Here is a 13,966-nt window from a genome sequence, read left to right as displayed (position 1 = left end):
CCCGAGCGGTCAGCCCACGTCCGCCAGCGCGATACCGCTGGGCGCATTGCCGATGCGGCCCGATCTGGTGGCCGTGAGAGTGACGGTGTCGATCACGGTGATGTCGTCAGAGTACATGTCGGTGACATACACGAGGCGGCCATCGGGTGAGACTGTGAGCCCGCTGGGCGCCGCGCCGGTCGGAATCGGCGCGCCGACAACAGTATCGGTATGCGTATCGATGATGCGCAGGTCATTGGAGTTCTGATCGACGACATAGACCCGGCTGCCGTCGGGGCTCACGGCCAGGGCGACCGGATAGTCGCCCACCGGGATCGGCACGCCCGTCACTGTCCGTGCGGCGGTGTCGATCACGGAGACGGTGTTCGACAACAGATTGCCGACGTACGCGCGAGTGCCGTCCGGGCTCACGGCCACGCTCGCGGGCGCGGTGCCCAGCACGATCGCATTCCCGTCCACGAACAGTCCTTCGGCATTGATCACCCGCAGATCGTTCTGGTACTGACTGGTCGCGTAGAGCCAGATCCCGTCCCGGCTGATGGCCAATCCGCCCGGTGCGTCACCGATCCGGACGGATCTGCCGATCCGCCGCCCGGTGCGGGTGTCGTAGACGCGGACGTCGTCGGTCTCGCCGCCCGCCACATACAGTCGCAAACCATCCGGGCTGATGGCGATCCCGGAGGGAAAGCTGCCGACCTGGATCGGGTCACCGACGCGATGCCGGGCGGCAGTGTCGATGACGGTGACCGTGCTGGCCAGGGGACTGACCACGAAAGCGTGTTTCCCGTCGGGGCTGACGATGACATTGGAAGGGATCGCGCCCAGACCGATGGGAGTGCCGACGGCGGTCATGGTGGTGGCGTCGATGGTTTGCAGATCGCTGGTCCGTGCGTTGGCGACCAGCGCGTAATGCCCCGGCGGAGTCGGGGTCTGGGACTTCGGCGCACCCGCCGAACACGCGCCGCACACGAGTGCGACCACCGCGAGCAGCAGCCCGGCCCTACGCATCGCGGAATCCGATCACGCGTTTGACGCCGGTGCGGACCAGACGGTCGGCGCGGTAGACCGGCACCCGTTCGATCCAATAGCCCGCGTACTCCCGCGGCTGCGCGCCGAAGCGATTCTTGAACTGCGCCAATCGCGCCGACCCGCCGGTTTCTCCGAAGTGATAGGCCCGGCACCCGGCGGCGCAGGCGTCCTCGATGGCCGTCGCGTGCAACAGGCAGTTCACCTGGGCCCGGCCCGCCACCTCCTGATCCATCGCCCCGCGCGTGTAGTGGGCGTTGAATCCACCGCGCAGCACCACGATCGCCGCGGCCGGCCGGTCGTCGAGCCAGGCCACCGAGATTCGGCAGCGTTCGCCCATGCGCTCGGCGATCACCGCGAACTTGTCGATCGGGTCGCGGCGACGGCCACGCCACCGGGTCAGCCACAGGGGTTCGTGTTGTTGCTCGGCCCAGCGGTCGAAGGAACGCAGCAGCAGGTCGTAGAACACGGGCACCAGGCGGCCGGTGGTGTCGGTTTCGATGCGCACGCCGGACTTTCGAGCCTTCCGCACATCGGTGCGGGTGGCCGCCTTGAACCGTTCGTGCCACACCTGCTCGAAACCACCGGTGAGGTCGAGCACGTGAGCGCGCATCGGCACGGCGGTGACACCGGGTCGATCGGTCAGCGCGCCCGCCCATGCGTCGGCGTGTAATGGATTGGGGCGGACATAGATCCGCGCCGCCGGTGTCGTACACAGATCGTCGGCGACCGCCGACACCAGTTCGGCATCCACCCCGCCGGGCGCAACCAGTCCACCGAAACCCCAAGCCTCCGGCAAGGATCGCAGGATCCCCGGACCGGGCATCCGACGACGCACCAGCGGCAGGACCGCGCTGCGCCCGTCCGGCAGGTGGTAGAGCCGACTGGCGTCACGCCAACCGCCGAGCGAGGTCACACAGTCGAGCCATTCCGCGGCCTGGGTCGGGACGGCCTCGCGATCGTCTTCGTGCAGTCGCCGCCACAGCTCGCGCGGAGCCGGGCTCTCGACAGTGGTGCTCGACAAGATGCTGCGCGCCATTGTTTCTCCTCACACCGCCGGGCTGATGGTGAGCACGCTGCGCAGCCATTCGACGGTGCGGTCGATGCCATCGCGCAGCTCGACCCGGGGCGTCCAGTGCAGCGTCGCGGCAATGGCGGTGCTGTCCAGGGCGATCGCGCTGATCTCGCCCGCTCGCTCCGGCCGATGCGCCGGAGCCGCGCGCACCCCGACCGACCGCGCGATCATGTCGTGCAGGCGCGCCGTCGAGGTCTCCACGCCGGTGCCGACATTGAACATTCCGGTGACCTCGGCGGGTGCGTCGGCGGCGAGCACGAACGCGTCCACCACGTCGCCGACGTAGACGTAATCGCGGGTGGCGCTGCCGTCGCCGTAGATCGTGGTCGGATGCCCGGTCAGCAGCGCGCTGCCGAAAATCGCGACCACGCCCGCCTCGCCGTCCGGATTCTGGTGTGGTCCATAGACATTGGCGAGGGCCAGACTGATGCCGCGCAAACCGTAGAGTCCGGTGTAGGCCCGCAGATAGTACTCACCTGCGACCTTGGCCGCCGCATACGGGGAGATCGGGTCGGCGGGCGTTTCCCCTTGCACCGGAAGCGATTCCGGCCTTCCGTAGCGCGATCCGCCGGATGCCGCGAAGACGACCCGGCGCACCTGCGCACGGCGGCTGGCCTCCAGCAGATTGATCGTGCCCAGCACATTGACCCGCGCGTCGTACCACGGGTCGGCCACTGATTTGCGCACATCCGCCTGGGCCGCCAGATGAAAGACGGTCTCCGGGTGCACGGCCGCGACGATGTCGACCAGTTCGGGCGCGGTGATATCGCGTTCGATCAGGCCGAAGCGCGTACCCGCCCGCACCGCGTGGGCCAGATTCGCCGCCCGCCCGGTAGCGAAGTTATCGACGCCGACGACCTGATGGCCGTCCGCGAGAAGGCGATCCACCAGATTCGATCCGATGAATCCGGCTGCGCCGGTGACCAGGGCACGCATGAACTCTCCTGTGGAATGGACGGAATTGACCGTGGCTCAATCGATGCGGATCACCCCGCGGGCGGATCCGGGACCGCGCAGCCGCCGATAGGCGCGCCACGCCTTGGTCCGCAACGCCTCGGCGCGCGGCGCGACCGGCATGCCGCGGCCGTCGAGCCACCCGCGCAGGGTCGCCGCGGAGGTGGTGGCGCGGACGGTCAGCCGAGCCAGAGCGAACGGGTGGTCGGCACTCGAGCTGAGGGCCTCGCCGACCGCGCACGCCGAACCGAATCCGACGTCGCGGACGGCGGCACACAATGCAGCGGTGTGGAATCCGTGCGGATAGGCGAAGCTGTCTACCGCGATGCCGAGTGCATCCTCGAGCAGTCCCTTGCTCCGGCTCAGTTCGTCCCGGGCGGCGACGGGGGACAGGGTGTCGAGCTGCGGATGGGTGTGGGTGTGCGCACCGATCTCCACACCCTGGGCCGAGAGATCGGCGAGCTGAAACCAGTCGACCATGGGCGCGGGCGGGAGCCGCAGACCCTCGGCCGCGGGGCCACCGCGCAGCGCACCGGTCGTCACGTACAGCGTGCTCGCCAGCCCGGCGTCCGCGAGCATCCCTGCGGCGCAGACGAAATCGGCGAACCCGTCGTCGAAGGTCAGCACGACCGGCCGGGCCGGTAGTTCGACGCGACCGTCGAGCGCCGCACGGAGCCCGGACACCGTCAGTGCGGTGCGGCCGCTGTCGGCGATGTGCTTCAGGTGAGTGGCGAAGACGCGTGGCGTGACCGTGTACGGCGCGATCCAACCGGGCGGATCATCGTTCACGCTGTGATACAGCAGGATCGGGATGACGGTCACGGCGTACCCCCAGCCTCGGGCTCTCGCTCCCGCGCCCAAACGATATCGACGAGGGTGGCCATCGTCGTCACCGCCGCGAGTACCGCCAGCCGCTGATCGACGGAGCTGTCCCGGAGTTCGGTGAATCCGACCGTGACCAGCAGCCCGAGCGACAGACTCAGCGCAACCGTGAGTACCCAGCGTTCGAGCCGGTCGCCCGAACTCAGCAGGCCCGAGATCGCGAATCCGGGTCCCAGCAGCACGAATCCGAACACCGCCGCAATCCGCAGCGGCGTGTCCGCAGGCAGGTAGGCGACGGCCGCCAGCGCCAGCCAGCCGGAGGCGGCCACCATGAGGTGGCGTATTCGTAGGCGCCGCTGCGAGTTCCGTGTCGTACTCATCCCTGCGCCTGCTTCGGGAAGGGGAGATTCGCGGTGATCACCATGGCGTCCGCATTGCGATAGATGACCAGGAAGCGGGGCGAGGCGGTCAAGGCGTCGGTGATCTTGGTGAGCTCGCCACGCGGTAACACACCGCTCATATCGATATCGGCGGCCTGGCTGCGGGTCAGGATGGCATAGGCGTGGTGGTGGCGGGCCGGGCTCAGATAATCGGTGAACGCCGCCACCGGATCATCGAGCACGACCTGGCGATCCTTGGGTTCGAGCAGCGCGAACCACAGATAGTCGTAGAACTCGAAATTCTGGAAGGCCCAAGGGAAATCGCTGGTCGCGCCGACGATCAGCGAGCCGCGCGGGGCGATGCCGTAGACGAACCGGGCCGCGGCCACCTCGCCGGGACTGAAGTAGTTCGCCTGTTCCTTGCCGTAATAGCCGAACACGAAGCCCGGCACCAGCGCCAGCACCACCGCGAGCGCGCCGATCGCGGTGCGCCACGAGTGTCCCGATTCCGGGCGTGGGTAGCAGGCGGCCGCGGCAAAGAACGCCGCGAACGGCAACCCGAAAAGATAGACCCGGAAGATCATCTCGCCGCCGTAGTCATTGCTGACCAGCACCGGAATCGGGGCCAGGGCCAGCACCACGAGCGCGAGATCGCGTCGATAGCGGAAGCGGCGGGCCAGGCCGAGGAGCGCCAGCACCCAGACCGCGGCGCTGTGCAACCGGTCGACGCGGGCCACCACCGCCTGGCTGTGGCTGGCCGCGGCCAGACTGATGAACCCGGAATTCGCGTTGTGGCCGAGCAATCCGATGGTGGACCGGATGCTGTCGAAGTTCTCGCGTATCCAGCGTCCGGCGAACACCAGATCCCACACCGCGGCCAGCGCCACGGTGAGCACCGTGATCGTGACCAGGCGGTATCGGCACAGCAGGGCGAGCGCCACCAGGGCGGCCACCACCATGACCGGGGTGAGCTGATGGGTCACGATGATGGCCGCCGCGATCGGCAGCAACGCCAGCACGCCGAAGGCCACCCGCCGCCCGGTCCGCACGGCCGAGCGCCGCTGGAAATAGTGCAGGCACAACGCGATCAGGCTCAGGTACAGGAAGTAGTCGACCGCCTGCGGCGCGAAATAGTCCTGCCCGACCCACGCCCCGAGCACATAGATCGCCACGGCCGTCCAGATCAGCCGCCGATCGTCCGTAGCGGCGCGGAAGATCAGCACCAGCGGGCCGATCAGCAGGGCGTTGAAAACCGGTGGGGCCCAAGTGGCATAGCCGAGCGCCGAGTGCAGGCCGCTTGCCCGGACCAGCAGCGCGTTGAGATTGAAGAAGCCGGGCCAGTATTGATAGGCGGACAACTCGTGGATGGACGGGTCGGTGCCGTCGTGACGCAGGAAGTAGTCGACGACGCCGACGTGCTTCCACGCCCACGAATAGCGCAGCGTGCCGTAGACGAGGCACGGCGTGGCGTGCAGGAAGGCGATCAGGACGCCGATGTGTGCGGCGAGCAGGGCCGACGGCGTCCGCGGATTGTGCACCAGCACAGCGAATCCGGTCAGCAGTATCGCCAGTGCCGCCCAGTAGGTCACGGGTAGCAACGGGATCAGCCCGTAGTCGCCGATGCGACCGGTATCGACATGCCGCAGCGCCAGCAGCCACAACGCGAGCGCAACCGGTAGCGCAGCGAAGACGCTGCGCCGCAGTAGATATCGATGCAGGGGTCGTCGGTCGGGTGCGTAGGCCGGTCGGATCGTTCCTGCCATGAAGCCGAGCGCCGTCAACATCACCCCGGCGATCAGCGCGCAGGCGGCGGCGAGACCCGACAGCTGGCCGCGTGCGACCCGGCCGAGCTGATATAGCACTCCCCGCGGAATCGTGGACGTGACATACGTTCGCTCACTGGACAATCCGTCCGCCGCGCCCGCGAGCCTGCGCACCACCGCCTTGGATTGGCCCTCGGCCAGACAGCGCGACCGGAAGTACGACCACGTCGCCCGATCGCCGGGCACGGTGTGGTGCACGATCGCCGCGGGTTCGTAGACATGCACGCCGCCCGGATGCGCGCGTCGCACCCGGATACACAGCTCGGTCTCCTCGCAGCCCAGCGGCCGCCGCGCGACCCGGCCGAGCTGTTCGTCGAACCCACCGGATTCCACCAGCAACTCGCGGCGCATCGACATGTTCGCGCCGATGACATTGCGCACCGGGGCACGCCGGGTCGGCAGCCCCCGGTATCCGGAGCCCACCACCCAGCCGAACTCGTCGGGAAACCAGCGCGGGCGCGCGGCCCGCCAGTTCGGGCGCACCTGGCCGCCGACCCCGAGCACCGCCGGATCCGCGTACGGCGTGAGCAGCGCGGCGATCCAGTCCGGGGCCGCCACCGCGTCGTCGTCGAGGAAGGTCACGATATCGGCTGTGGTGGCGGCGATTCCGGTATTGCGTGCACCGGACAGGCCCTTGGTCTCGCGGTTGGGGACGACGGTGGTGCCGGGTAGTTCGTAGCGGGCCCGTTCGAGGAGCCCGGGGCAGTGGTCGATGACCACCACGAGCCGCCGTACCGGATAGGTCTGGCGGCGTACGGAGGCGACCGCATCGACCAGGTCCTGCCAACGCCGTTCGGTGTAGGCGCAGATGACCACGTCCACGGTCGGCGGGGGACCGGCCAGATACAACTCCAGGGTCGAATCCGGATCGTCGAGGTCCGAGGGTGTGTCACCACGCAGCTCGGCCGAGATCCGCGCCTGCTGCTCGAGCGCGGTCGCGACGGTCTCGAAGGCGCGCAGCACCGGCTCGACATTGACCGCCCACCAGATCGGCCGCTCCCGATAGGCATCGCATTTGGTCCACAGGCCGACCACATGGTGCAGCCAGGTCAGCAGGATCAGCACCCGTTCGTCGAGCCAGCCGTCGGAGGGCCCGGCTTGTGCTGTGCCCCAGGCATCGTCCAGCAGCGTGCGCTCGTCCGGGGTGAGACCGCCGGTGTGCAGCAGGCGTTCGCGCACGATGTCGCCGAGTTCGCGGTCCTCGAGCAGGCGGTTGGCGGTGAGCAGCAGCAGGCAGCCGTCGAGCGCGGTGAGTCGGCCGAAACCGGCACCGCCCCAATCGATGAGGCCGGTCACGGCGTCGTCCGAACCGCCCAGCCGGACGTTCCCGGGATGGAAGTCTCCGTGTGTCCAGCCGATCAACACTCGGCGGCGGGACAGGGCGGCCCGCAGCACCGTACCCAGCCGGTCCACGGTCGCGGTGGAGCGGGGTGACATGGTGGCGCACGCATGTGCCAGCTGCCGCAGTGGCCGGTCGACCCACTCGGCCAGTTCGCCCTCGCCGACATGATCGAAACTGCCGGTGCGCGTGTGTAATTCGCTGATCGCCGTGAGTGCCCGGGCGATCAGCGGCCGATACCGGTCGGGATGGCGCAGCAGCACGGTCGCCAAATCGCGCTCGGGCACGAAGGATTCCACCGAGACCACCGTGTCGCCATCGGTGCGCAGCTCCTCGATGCGCGGCAGCAGCGTCCGCCAGTCGCCGAGCTCGGTCATGTCCGCCAGTTCGGCCAGCACCCGGGCTTGGGTCTCGAGATCGTGCCCGGCCAGCGGCGTACGGGCGAACTTGAGGACCGCGGTCGGGTCGCCGCCGTCCGGGCTGAGCACCGCGACGCGAATATCGGTGACCGTGGGCAGTATTCGCGCGTGCGTGCCCGGCCGCTCCCGCACCATCGCCTGCAGCGCCGGATCGTCGCCCGGTGGGTCGGCGGCGACGAGCGCGCGGAGTCGCGGCAGCGCGGGCCGCAGTAGCACCCGGAGCCGGGTGGTCAGGGCCAGCCGCGCGACCGTTCCCTCGAGGTGCCACCACCAGCGTCGATGCGACTCGTCCGGCATCCACAGGTCACGCCGCACCAGCAGCACCGCCGCCAACCAGAGTTGGGTGGCCAGCCAGGCGATCGCCGCGCCGTAGAGACCGAGCTCGGGCAGCAGCAGCGCACCGAGCCCGAGCGCCGACACACAGGTGGCACTCTGAATCGCCAGCAGCAGCCGCAGTTTTCGCTGCGCCCGCGCCGAACTGGTGGCGGTCGAGACCAGCAGATGCGGCAGTGCCGCGAGCGCCAGCAGCCGCAGTGGTGTGCTGCCGGCTCGGTAACCGTCGCCGAAGACGCCGAGCAGATACGGTGCGAGCAGCGTGACCGCGAGCACCGCGGGGACCAGCAGCGTCGCGGTGCGGGTCAGCACCCGGCGCGCGTGGGCGGCCAATCGGGTTTGATCCGTGGCGGTTTCGACGACCAGGGATGTGCCCATGTTCAGATTGAGCAGGTGCAGGGCGTTCGCAATGGCCCACGCGATGGAGTAGAAGGCGTTCTGGGCCGCGCCGAGCAGGGCCACGACCAGCAGCGGCATCGCCGTCACCGCGGCGATCGAAAACACCGAGCCCACATAGTCGGCGGCCACGAAGCGGGCGATATCGCGGACCGGGGGCAACCGGTCGGTGTCCGTATTGTCGTGCTGCCGTGCCGGAATCGCGCGGGTGAACAGAAAGGTCCCGACGATCACCACCGCGCCGCCGACCGCGGCCATCCAGGACACCAGGATGCCGTGCACGGGCAGAGCGGACGCCAGCACGACCACCAACAGCAGTTTCGCGATCGAGAACAGGACCGCTTCGGCCAGCACGAGGGGAGCGCGGCGCAAGGCCGTCAGCACGCCGTCCTGCAGTACGAACAGCGTGTACGCGGTCACGGCAACCACGAACAACGCCTGTGCCGCGCCACTTTCCAGGTAGGTGACACCGGGCGCGAACAGGCCGATCGCCGCGACACACGCGACGCCGGCGACCACCGAGACCGCAACGCAGACCAGGTAAGCCCATGCGACGAGCCGCCCCGTCCGCGCACCCGCAGCCGGGATGAACCGCACCATGGCGCTGTTGAGGTTGAGCCGGGCGGCCATGGCGATCAGCAGGATCAGCGACAGCGCCGCGGCATTGCTGCCCACGGCTTCCGGGGAGTACCAACGCGCTGCCACCGTCCAGTACCCGAGCCCGACCAGCGCCGACAAGCCGGAGCCGAGGGTCAGCAGGATGCCGTTGCGCACCAGTGGGTTTCGGGTCTCTTCCGAATCGACCCCGGACCGTGGCACCTCCGGGGCGCCGGTCGCATCGGTCGGGGCGAAGGCCCTCACCTGCCCACTCCGGCCGCGCGACTGGTCTGCCATCGGCTGATGACGTAGGCCGCTGGACCGGACAGGACCCCCCGACGGCCCAGCCCGGCCAGCTCGGCGGGCAGACCCCACGCGGAATCGCCCGTCGTATCGTCCCCTTCACGTCGCGCCGAGGTCGCCGCGAGCGCGTAGGCGACGCCGCGGGGGAGTCGGCGCACGAACGCGCCCACCATCTTCGGGTCGTGCACGAGCGCGCTGGTCAGATACGCGCCGAGCCCGACACCGTAGCCGTACACCTGATTGCGCAACGCGGCCATCTCCCGGTGATGGTGATGCCACACCAGGGCGCTCGGCTGATAGACCAGCCGGTGGCCGCCGACCACGACGCGGAAGAAGGCGGCCAGATCGTCACCGCCGCGCGCCCGGGTGCCGATGCCGATCGCGGGATCGAAACCACCCAGCCCGCGCAGCACCGCGGTGTCGAAGGCCATGTTCGCGCCCGAGCCGAATCGTCCCGCGGTGAAGGGGAACAGCGGATCCTCGGGCCGGTGACCGTCCATGTCGAAGATGCGTGCGGTGAAGCCCTTGTCGAAGCCGCCGTGCTGTTCCAGCAGCAGTTGCGCGGGCGTCTCCAACTCGGCAGGCAGGATCAGGCCGGTCACGCACCCGACATCCGGTGTGGCGTCGAAACCTTCGGCGATGCCCGCAAGCCAGAGCCGGTCGACGATCACATCGTCGTCGGTGAAGGCCACGATGCGGCCGTCGGCGATCGCCAGCCCGTGATTGTGCGCCGCGGCCAGGCCGCGCACGTCCTCACGCACGTAGCGGACCCGGTCACCGAAGCGCTCCGCGATCATCGTGGCGGTGGCGTCGTCGGGCGGATCGTTGTCCACCACCACGATCTCGTAGCGCGGATAGTCCAGGCGCAGTAGCGCTTCCAGGCAACGCCGCAGGCTCTCGGGCCGGCCGCGCGTGGCCACGACCACGGTGATCGCCGGTGCGTGCGCCAGCATCCGCCGTCGGCGACGGACACAGGCGGGTCCGATCTCCGCCGCGGCGTCGGGGTTGTCGGACCGCAGATGTTCCGAGACCGCCTCGGCCACCGCGTTCCGTACCGTGGGCGCGCGCGTCTCCCAGTCGCGGCCGCGTTCCGCGTCCAGGACGACGACACCGACCGGGGCGGCGTGCCACCGCACCAGCGCCAGGATCTTGCGCGCCGTGCGTTGCTCGTCGGCGAGCACGAATTCGGGTGCGGGTGCGCTCAATTCGATCTCCGCGCGCGCGATCGGCAGATCGTCGGGCGTCAACTGCCGGACTGGCGAGCAGGATCGATCGGTATTTCGTGGCGCACCCGTCCGGGCGCTCACCGGCCCTCCGGGGTGGGGACCGGCGTGCTGGTGCGGTGCCCCGCGAGCACCGTGCCGAGTACCCGGAATCCGTCGCGGACGGCATGCAGATTCGATCTTCCGTCCCGGCGCGGCATTTCGAAACTGGGCACCTCGGCAATACGCAATCCCGCCCGCATCGCCCGGACCGTCATCTCGGCCTCGATCTCGAATCCCGTAGCCGCCAGGTCCAAATGATCGAGATAGCGGCGGTCGAAGGCACAGAATCCGTAACACAGGTCGGTGAGCCGCGTGTGATACAGCGTATTGAAGACTGCCAGCAGGAATCGATTGCCCGCCCGCCGCAGTCCGGTGATATCCAACGACCCGCCGCCGCCGACGAATCGCGAGCCTTTGACGAAGTCGTAGCCGTGGTCGAGGAAGTACAGGAAATGCGAGATCTCCTGCGGATTCATGCTGCCGTCGGCATCCATCATCACGATGGTGTCCCCGCTGGCGGCCACGAATCCGGCGCGCAGGGCATCACCCTTGCCGATGCCCTGCTGCGCGATGACCTTGATATCGGGGCGATACCGGCGCGCGGTGACCAGGGTGGCGTCGGTCGAGTTCCCGTCGACGAGGACCACCTCGGTGACTTCGTCGGGCAGCTGCTCCAAGACCCAGGCGATATTGCGGGCCTCGTTCTTGGCCGGGATAACCAGGCTCACAGCCTTTTTCGATGATCTTGGTGGCGGTCCGACCCGGGTGCGGGCGCCGGTCGGACGGAGACGGTTATTACCGGAGTGGGGGTTCAGTGAGGTCCGCTCGCTCATCGCGAAGTACGCTTCCGCTCGAATGCCGTGACAAAGACATTGATTCGGCACGAACGAATTCCGACCACTGAACCCGACCCAGGATCCTTGCCGCGCCTCAGCCGGTGTGTTGTCACCGACTACCCGACGGACCCCACAATACTGGAATTCACTCAAACACCCAGTGCTCGTTGTCGATTCGTCACCTGCGGCACCGGCCGTGATGAATACGAGACGATCGGGTTCGATGAATTACGCGCTGCCGGCCAATTCGGCGCTTCAACAGTTTCAAGCGCCGAACCGCCGATTGCCTTCAGTGCGTGATCGTTTCCTTCGCCAGCATCGCCCGGCCGGTGAGCTCGATCGAACGGACACGATCATCGACATTCTGGGCGTGGTGGGCGGTGATGAGCTCGTCGGCCTGGATCTCGGCGGCGAAATCCTCTAGGTACGCAACGACTTCCGCGGGTGTGCCCACCGCCGTGTACGTGGTCATCTTGGCCAGGTGGCGGCCGTTGGGAGAGCTCAGGAACGCGTCGATCTCCTCGTCGGAGAACTCCACGCCTTGCGTTCCGCGCTTGATGAACGCGCGCGTCCGCGCCCGATACGAGATCACCTTCTGCGCCTCGGCCGCGTCGTGGTCCTCGGCGGCGAACACATTCACCCCGGCGATCACATACGGCTGGGCCAGCTGCTCCGAAGGCTGAAACCGGTCGCGGTATTCGTGCACGGCCTCGCGCAGCGAGTCCGGCGCGAAATGCGAGGCGAACGCATACGGCAGTCCGAGATGCGCGGCCAGCTGCGCCCCGAACAGTGACGACCCCAGAATGTAGAGCGGCACAACGCCTTCCGCCCGCGGCACCGCCTTGATCCCCGGAATCCGCGAATTCCCGGTCAGATACCCCTGCAACTCCAGCACGTCCTGCGGGAACGTGTCCGCCGAGGACGGATTGCGCCGCAGCGCCCGCATCGTCTCCTGATCGCTGCCCGGCGCGCGACCCAGCCCCAGGTCGATGCGCCCCGGATACAGCGATTCCAGCGTCCCGAACTGCTCGGCGATCACCAGCGGCGAATGATTGGGCAGCATGATCCCGCCCGCACCCAGCCGGATCGACTCGGTGTGCCCGGCCACATACCCGATCAGCACGCTGGTCGCACTCGACGCGATCGACCCCATGTTGTGGTGCTCGGCGTACCAAACCCGCTCGTAGCCATTGCGTTCCGCCGCCTGCGCCAGCGCGACGCTGTTGTGGAAGCTGTCGCGCGCGGTCTGGCCGGGTGCGATCGCGGCGAGATCGAGAAGGGACAGGGCGACGGGCATGCTGACACCGGCTTTCCGTGGATCGGCTCTCGTGGTCTGCGGCGGGCGCTGTGACGCCCGCACCCCAGTTGTAATTCGATCGGCGTCGAACTTATGCCCCGCCCGGTCCCGTACTCGTCCTCGGCGACCGTCCGGCTATCGAAAATCCTCGACGTGCTCGGCGGACCACTCCCGGATATCGCGGGCCGGACGCCCGGTGAACTCGGCGACCGTGTCGGTGATCAGCTCCGAGCGCGGCCGGAATTCCGTCATCGATACCAGCGACTCGATCTGCGCCGCCGGCAGCCCAGCCGCCGTCATCATCTCCCGCGCCACGTCGACCGGCAGGGTCTCGAACCGCAGCGAACGGCCCAAAGCCGTCCCGATGGCCTCGACCCGCTCCGCACGCCCCACGACCCGCGGCCCGGTCGCGAGATAGGTACGCCCGACGTGGCCCGCCTCGGTCAGCAGCCTGACCGCCACCGCGGCGACATCACCCTCGTGCACTACCGCGCTGGGTGCGACCTCGGTCCCGCGCACCACGTCACCCGCGCGAACCTGCCGCGCCAAGCTCAGCGAATTGGAGGCGAGAGCGTCGGCCCGCAGCACCGTCCACTCCGTCGTGGCCGCCGTCACCAACGCCTCCATCTCCGCGTGCAGCAACGGAATCAGATCCGACTGCGGCCCATCGTCATTCACCGCCGTCGAGGACAGGTACACCACGCGCCGCCCCTGCGCCGCGAGCGCCGCCACCACCTCGGCCGCCCCTTCCGTGCTGTGGAACGGCCACACCAGAAACACGGAGTCGACCCCGTCGGCCGCGGCCACCAGCGACTCCGGCGCGCTCAAGTCCCCGCCCACGGCCTCGACCCCCGGCGGAAATACGGTGGTCTCCGGATCCCGAGCCAACGCCCGGGTCGGCACCCCCGCCGCGTCCAGCTGAGCCACTACCTGTCGTCCGACGTTTCCCGTCGCACCCACTACCAGTACCGTGTTCACCCCATCGGAAACCCGCTCCGAACTGGCGTAATTTCCGGAATTGTCCCAGATATATGGTGGCCCAGCTCACACCCGCCGCCATCGGCCCAGGTCGCGAAGATCAGGTCAGGGAACCCTTACTGG

At 68.6% G+C, this 13,966-nt stretch carries 10 protein-coding genes; all 10 read right to left on the bottom strand.

All coding sequences use genetic code 11. From position 1 onward, the window contains the following. Window positions 1-9: 9 nt before the first annotated feature. A complete protein-coding gene (locus ACYVN4_RS08885; RefSeq protein ID WP_460719126.1) occupies window positions 10-1,008 on the bottom strand; it encodes a beta-propeller fold lactonase family protein in 999 nt (332 codons plus the stop codon). Beyond that, a complete protein-coding gene (locus tag ACYVN4_RS08880) occupies window positions 1,001-2,065 on the bottom strand; it encodes a GNAT family N-acetyltransferase (RefSeq protein ID WP_460719124.1) in 1,065 nt (354 codons plus the stop codon). Before ACYVN4_RS08880 ends, ACYVN4_RS08885 begins: the two co-directional genes overlap by 8 nt. Before the next feature lie 9 nt (window positions 2,066-2,074). Then, window positions 2,075-3,037 carry an NAD-dependent epimerase/dehydratase family protein gene (locus ACYVN4_RS08875; RefSeq protein WP_460719122.1) on the bottom strand — a complete coding sequence of 321 codons (963 nt, stop codon included), beginning with the start codon at window positions 3,035-3,037 and terminating at the stop codon, window positions 2,075-2,077. Window positions 3,038-3,073: 36 nt separating this feature from the next. Continuing rightward, entirely contained in the window at window positions 3,074-3,877 is an 804-nt protein-coding gene (locus ACYVN4_RS08870) for a polysaccharide deacetylase family protein (RefSeq protein WP_460719120.1), read from the bottom strand. Continuing rightward, window positions 3,874-4,257: a hypothetical protein gene (locus ACYVN4_RS08865; protein ID WP_460719118.1), complete on the bottom strand. Its 384-nt coding sequence runs from the start codon at window positions 4,255-4,257 to the stop codon at window positions 3,874-3,876. The genes ACYVN4_RS08870 and ACYVN4_RS08865 overlap by 4 nt, the downstream gene beginning before the upstream one ends. Further along, window positions 4,254-9,428 carry a glycosyltransferase gene (locus ACYVN4_RS08860; protein ID WP_460719116.1) on the bottom strand — a complete coding sequence of 1,725 codons (5,175 nt, stop codon included), beginning with the start codon at window positions 9,426-9,428 and terminating at the stop codon, window positions 4,254-4,256. Before ACYVN4_RS08860 ends, ACYVN4_RS08865 begins: the two co-directional genes overlap by 4 nt. Further along, the gene (locus ACYVN4_RS08855; protein ID WP_460719114.1) at window positions 9,425-10,714 is read right to left on the bottom strand and encodes a glycosyltransferase family 2 protein; all 1,290 of its coding nucleotides are present in this window, start codon (window positions 10,712-10,714) and stop codon (window positions 9,425-9,427) included. The genes ACYVN4_RS08860 and ACYVN4_RS08855 overlap by 4 nt, the downstream gene beginning before the upstream one ends. A 56-nt stretch (window positions 10,715-10,770) precedes the next feature. Continuing rightward, complete coding sequence (locus ACYVN4_RS08850) at window positions 10,771-11,565, bottom strand: glycosyltransferase family 2 protein (RefSeq protein WP_460719112.1); 795 nt, start codon at window positions 11,563-11,565, stop codon at window positions 10,771-10,773. Between the two features lie 292 nt (window positions 11,566-11,857). Then, complete coding sequence (locus ACYVN4_RS08845; protein WP_460719110.1) at window positions 11,858-12,865, bottom strand: LLM class flavin-dependent oxidoreductase; 1,008 nt, start codon at window positions 12,863-12,865, stop codon at window positions 11,858-11,860. 135 nt (window positions 12,866-13,000) lie between these two features. Next, window positions 13,001-13,843 (bottom strand): NAD(P)H-binding protein, encoded by an 843-nt coding sequence (locus ACYVN4_RS08840; protein ID WP_460719108.1) that lies wholly within the window; start codon window positions 13,841-13,843, stop codon window positions 13,001-13,003. Window positions 13,844-13,966: the final 123 nt, after the last annotated feature.

This window comes from Nocardia heshunensis (assembly GCF_054782115.1).
This window is presented reverse-complemented; position numbering and strand designations above follow the sequence as displayed.

What these genes read in the sequence shown, in the direction of transcription:
- ACYVN4_RS08885 (WP_460719126.1), bottom strand. Translation starts at nt 1,008, where the DNA reads ATGCGTAGGGCCGGGCTGCTGCTCGCGGTGGTCGCACTCGTGTGCGGC.
- ACYVN4_RS08880 (WP_460719124.1), bottom strand. Translation starts at nt 2,065, where the DNA reads ATGGCGCGCAGCATCTTGTCGAGCACCACTGTCGAGAGCCCGGCTCCG.
- ACYVN4_RS08875 (WP_460719122.1), bottom strand. Translation starts at nt 3,037, where the DNA reads ATGCGTGCCCTGGTCACCGGCGCAGCCGGATTCATCGGATCGAATCTG.
- ACYVN4_RS08865 (WP_460719118.1), bottom strand. Translation starts at nt 4,257, where the DNA reads ATGAGTACGACACGGAACTCGCAGCGGCGCCTACGAATACGCCACCTC.
- ACYVN4_RS08850 (WP_460719112.1), bottom strand. Translation starts at nt 11,565, where the DNA reads ATGAGCGAGCGGACCTCACTGAACCCCCACTCCGGTAATAACCGTCTC.
- ACYVN4_RS08845 (WP_460719110.1), bottom strand. Translation starts at nt 12,865, where the DNA reads ATGCCCGTCGCCCTGTCCCTTCTCGATCTCGCCGCGATCGCACCCGGC.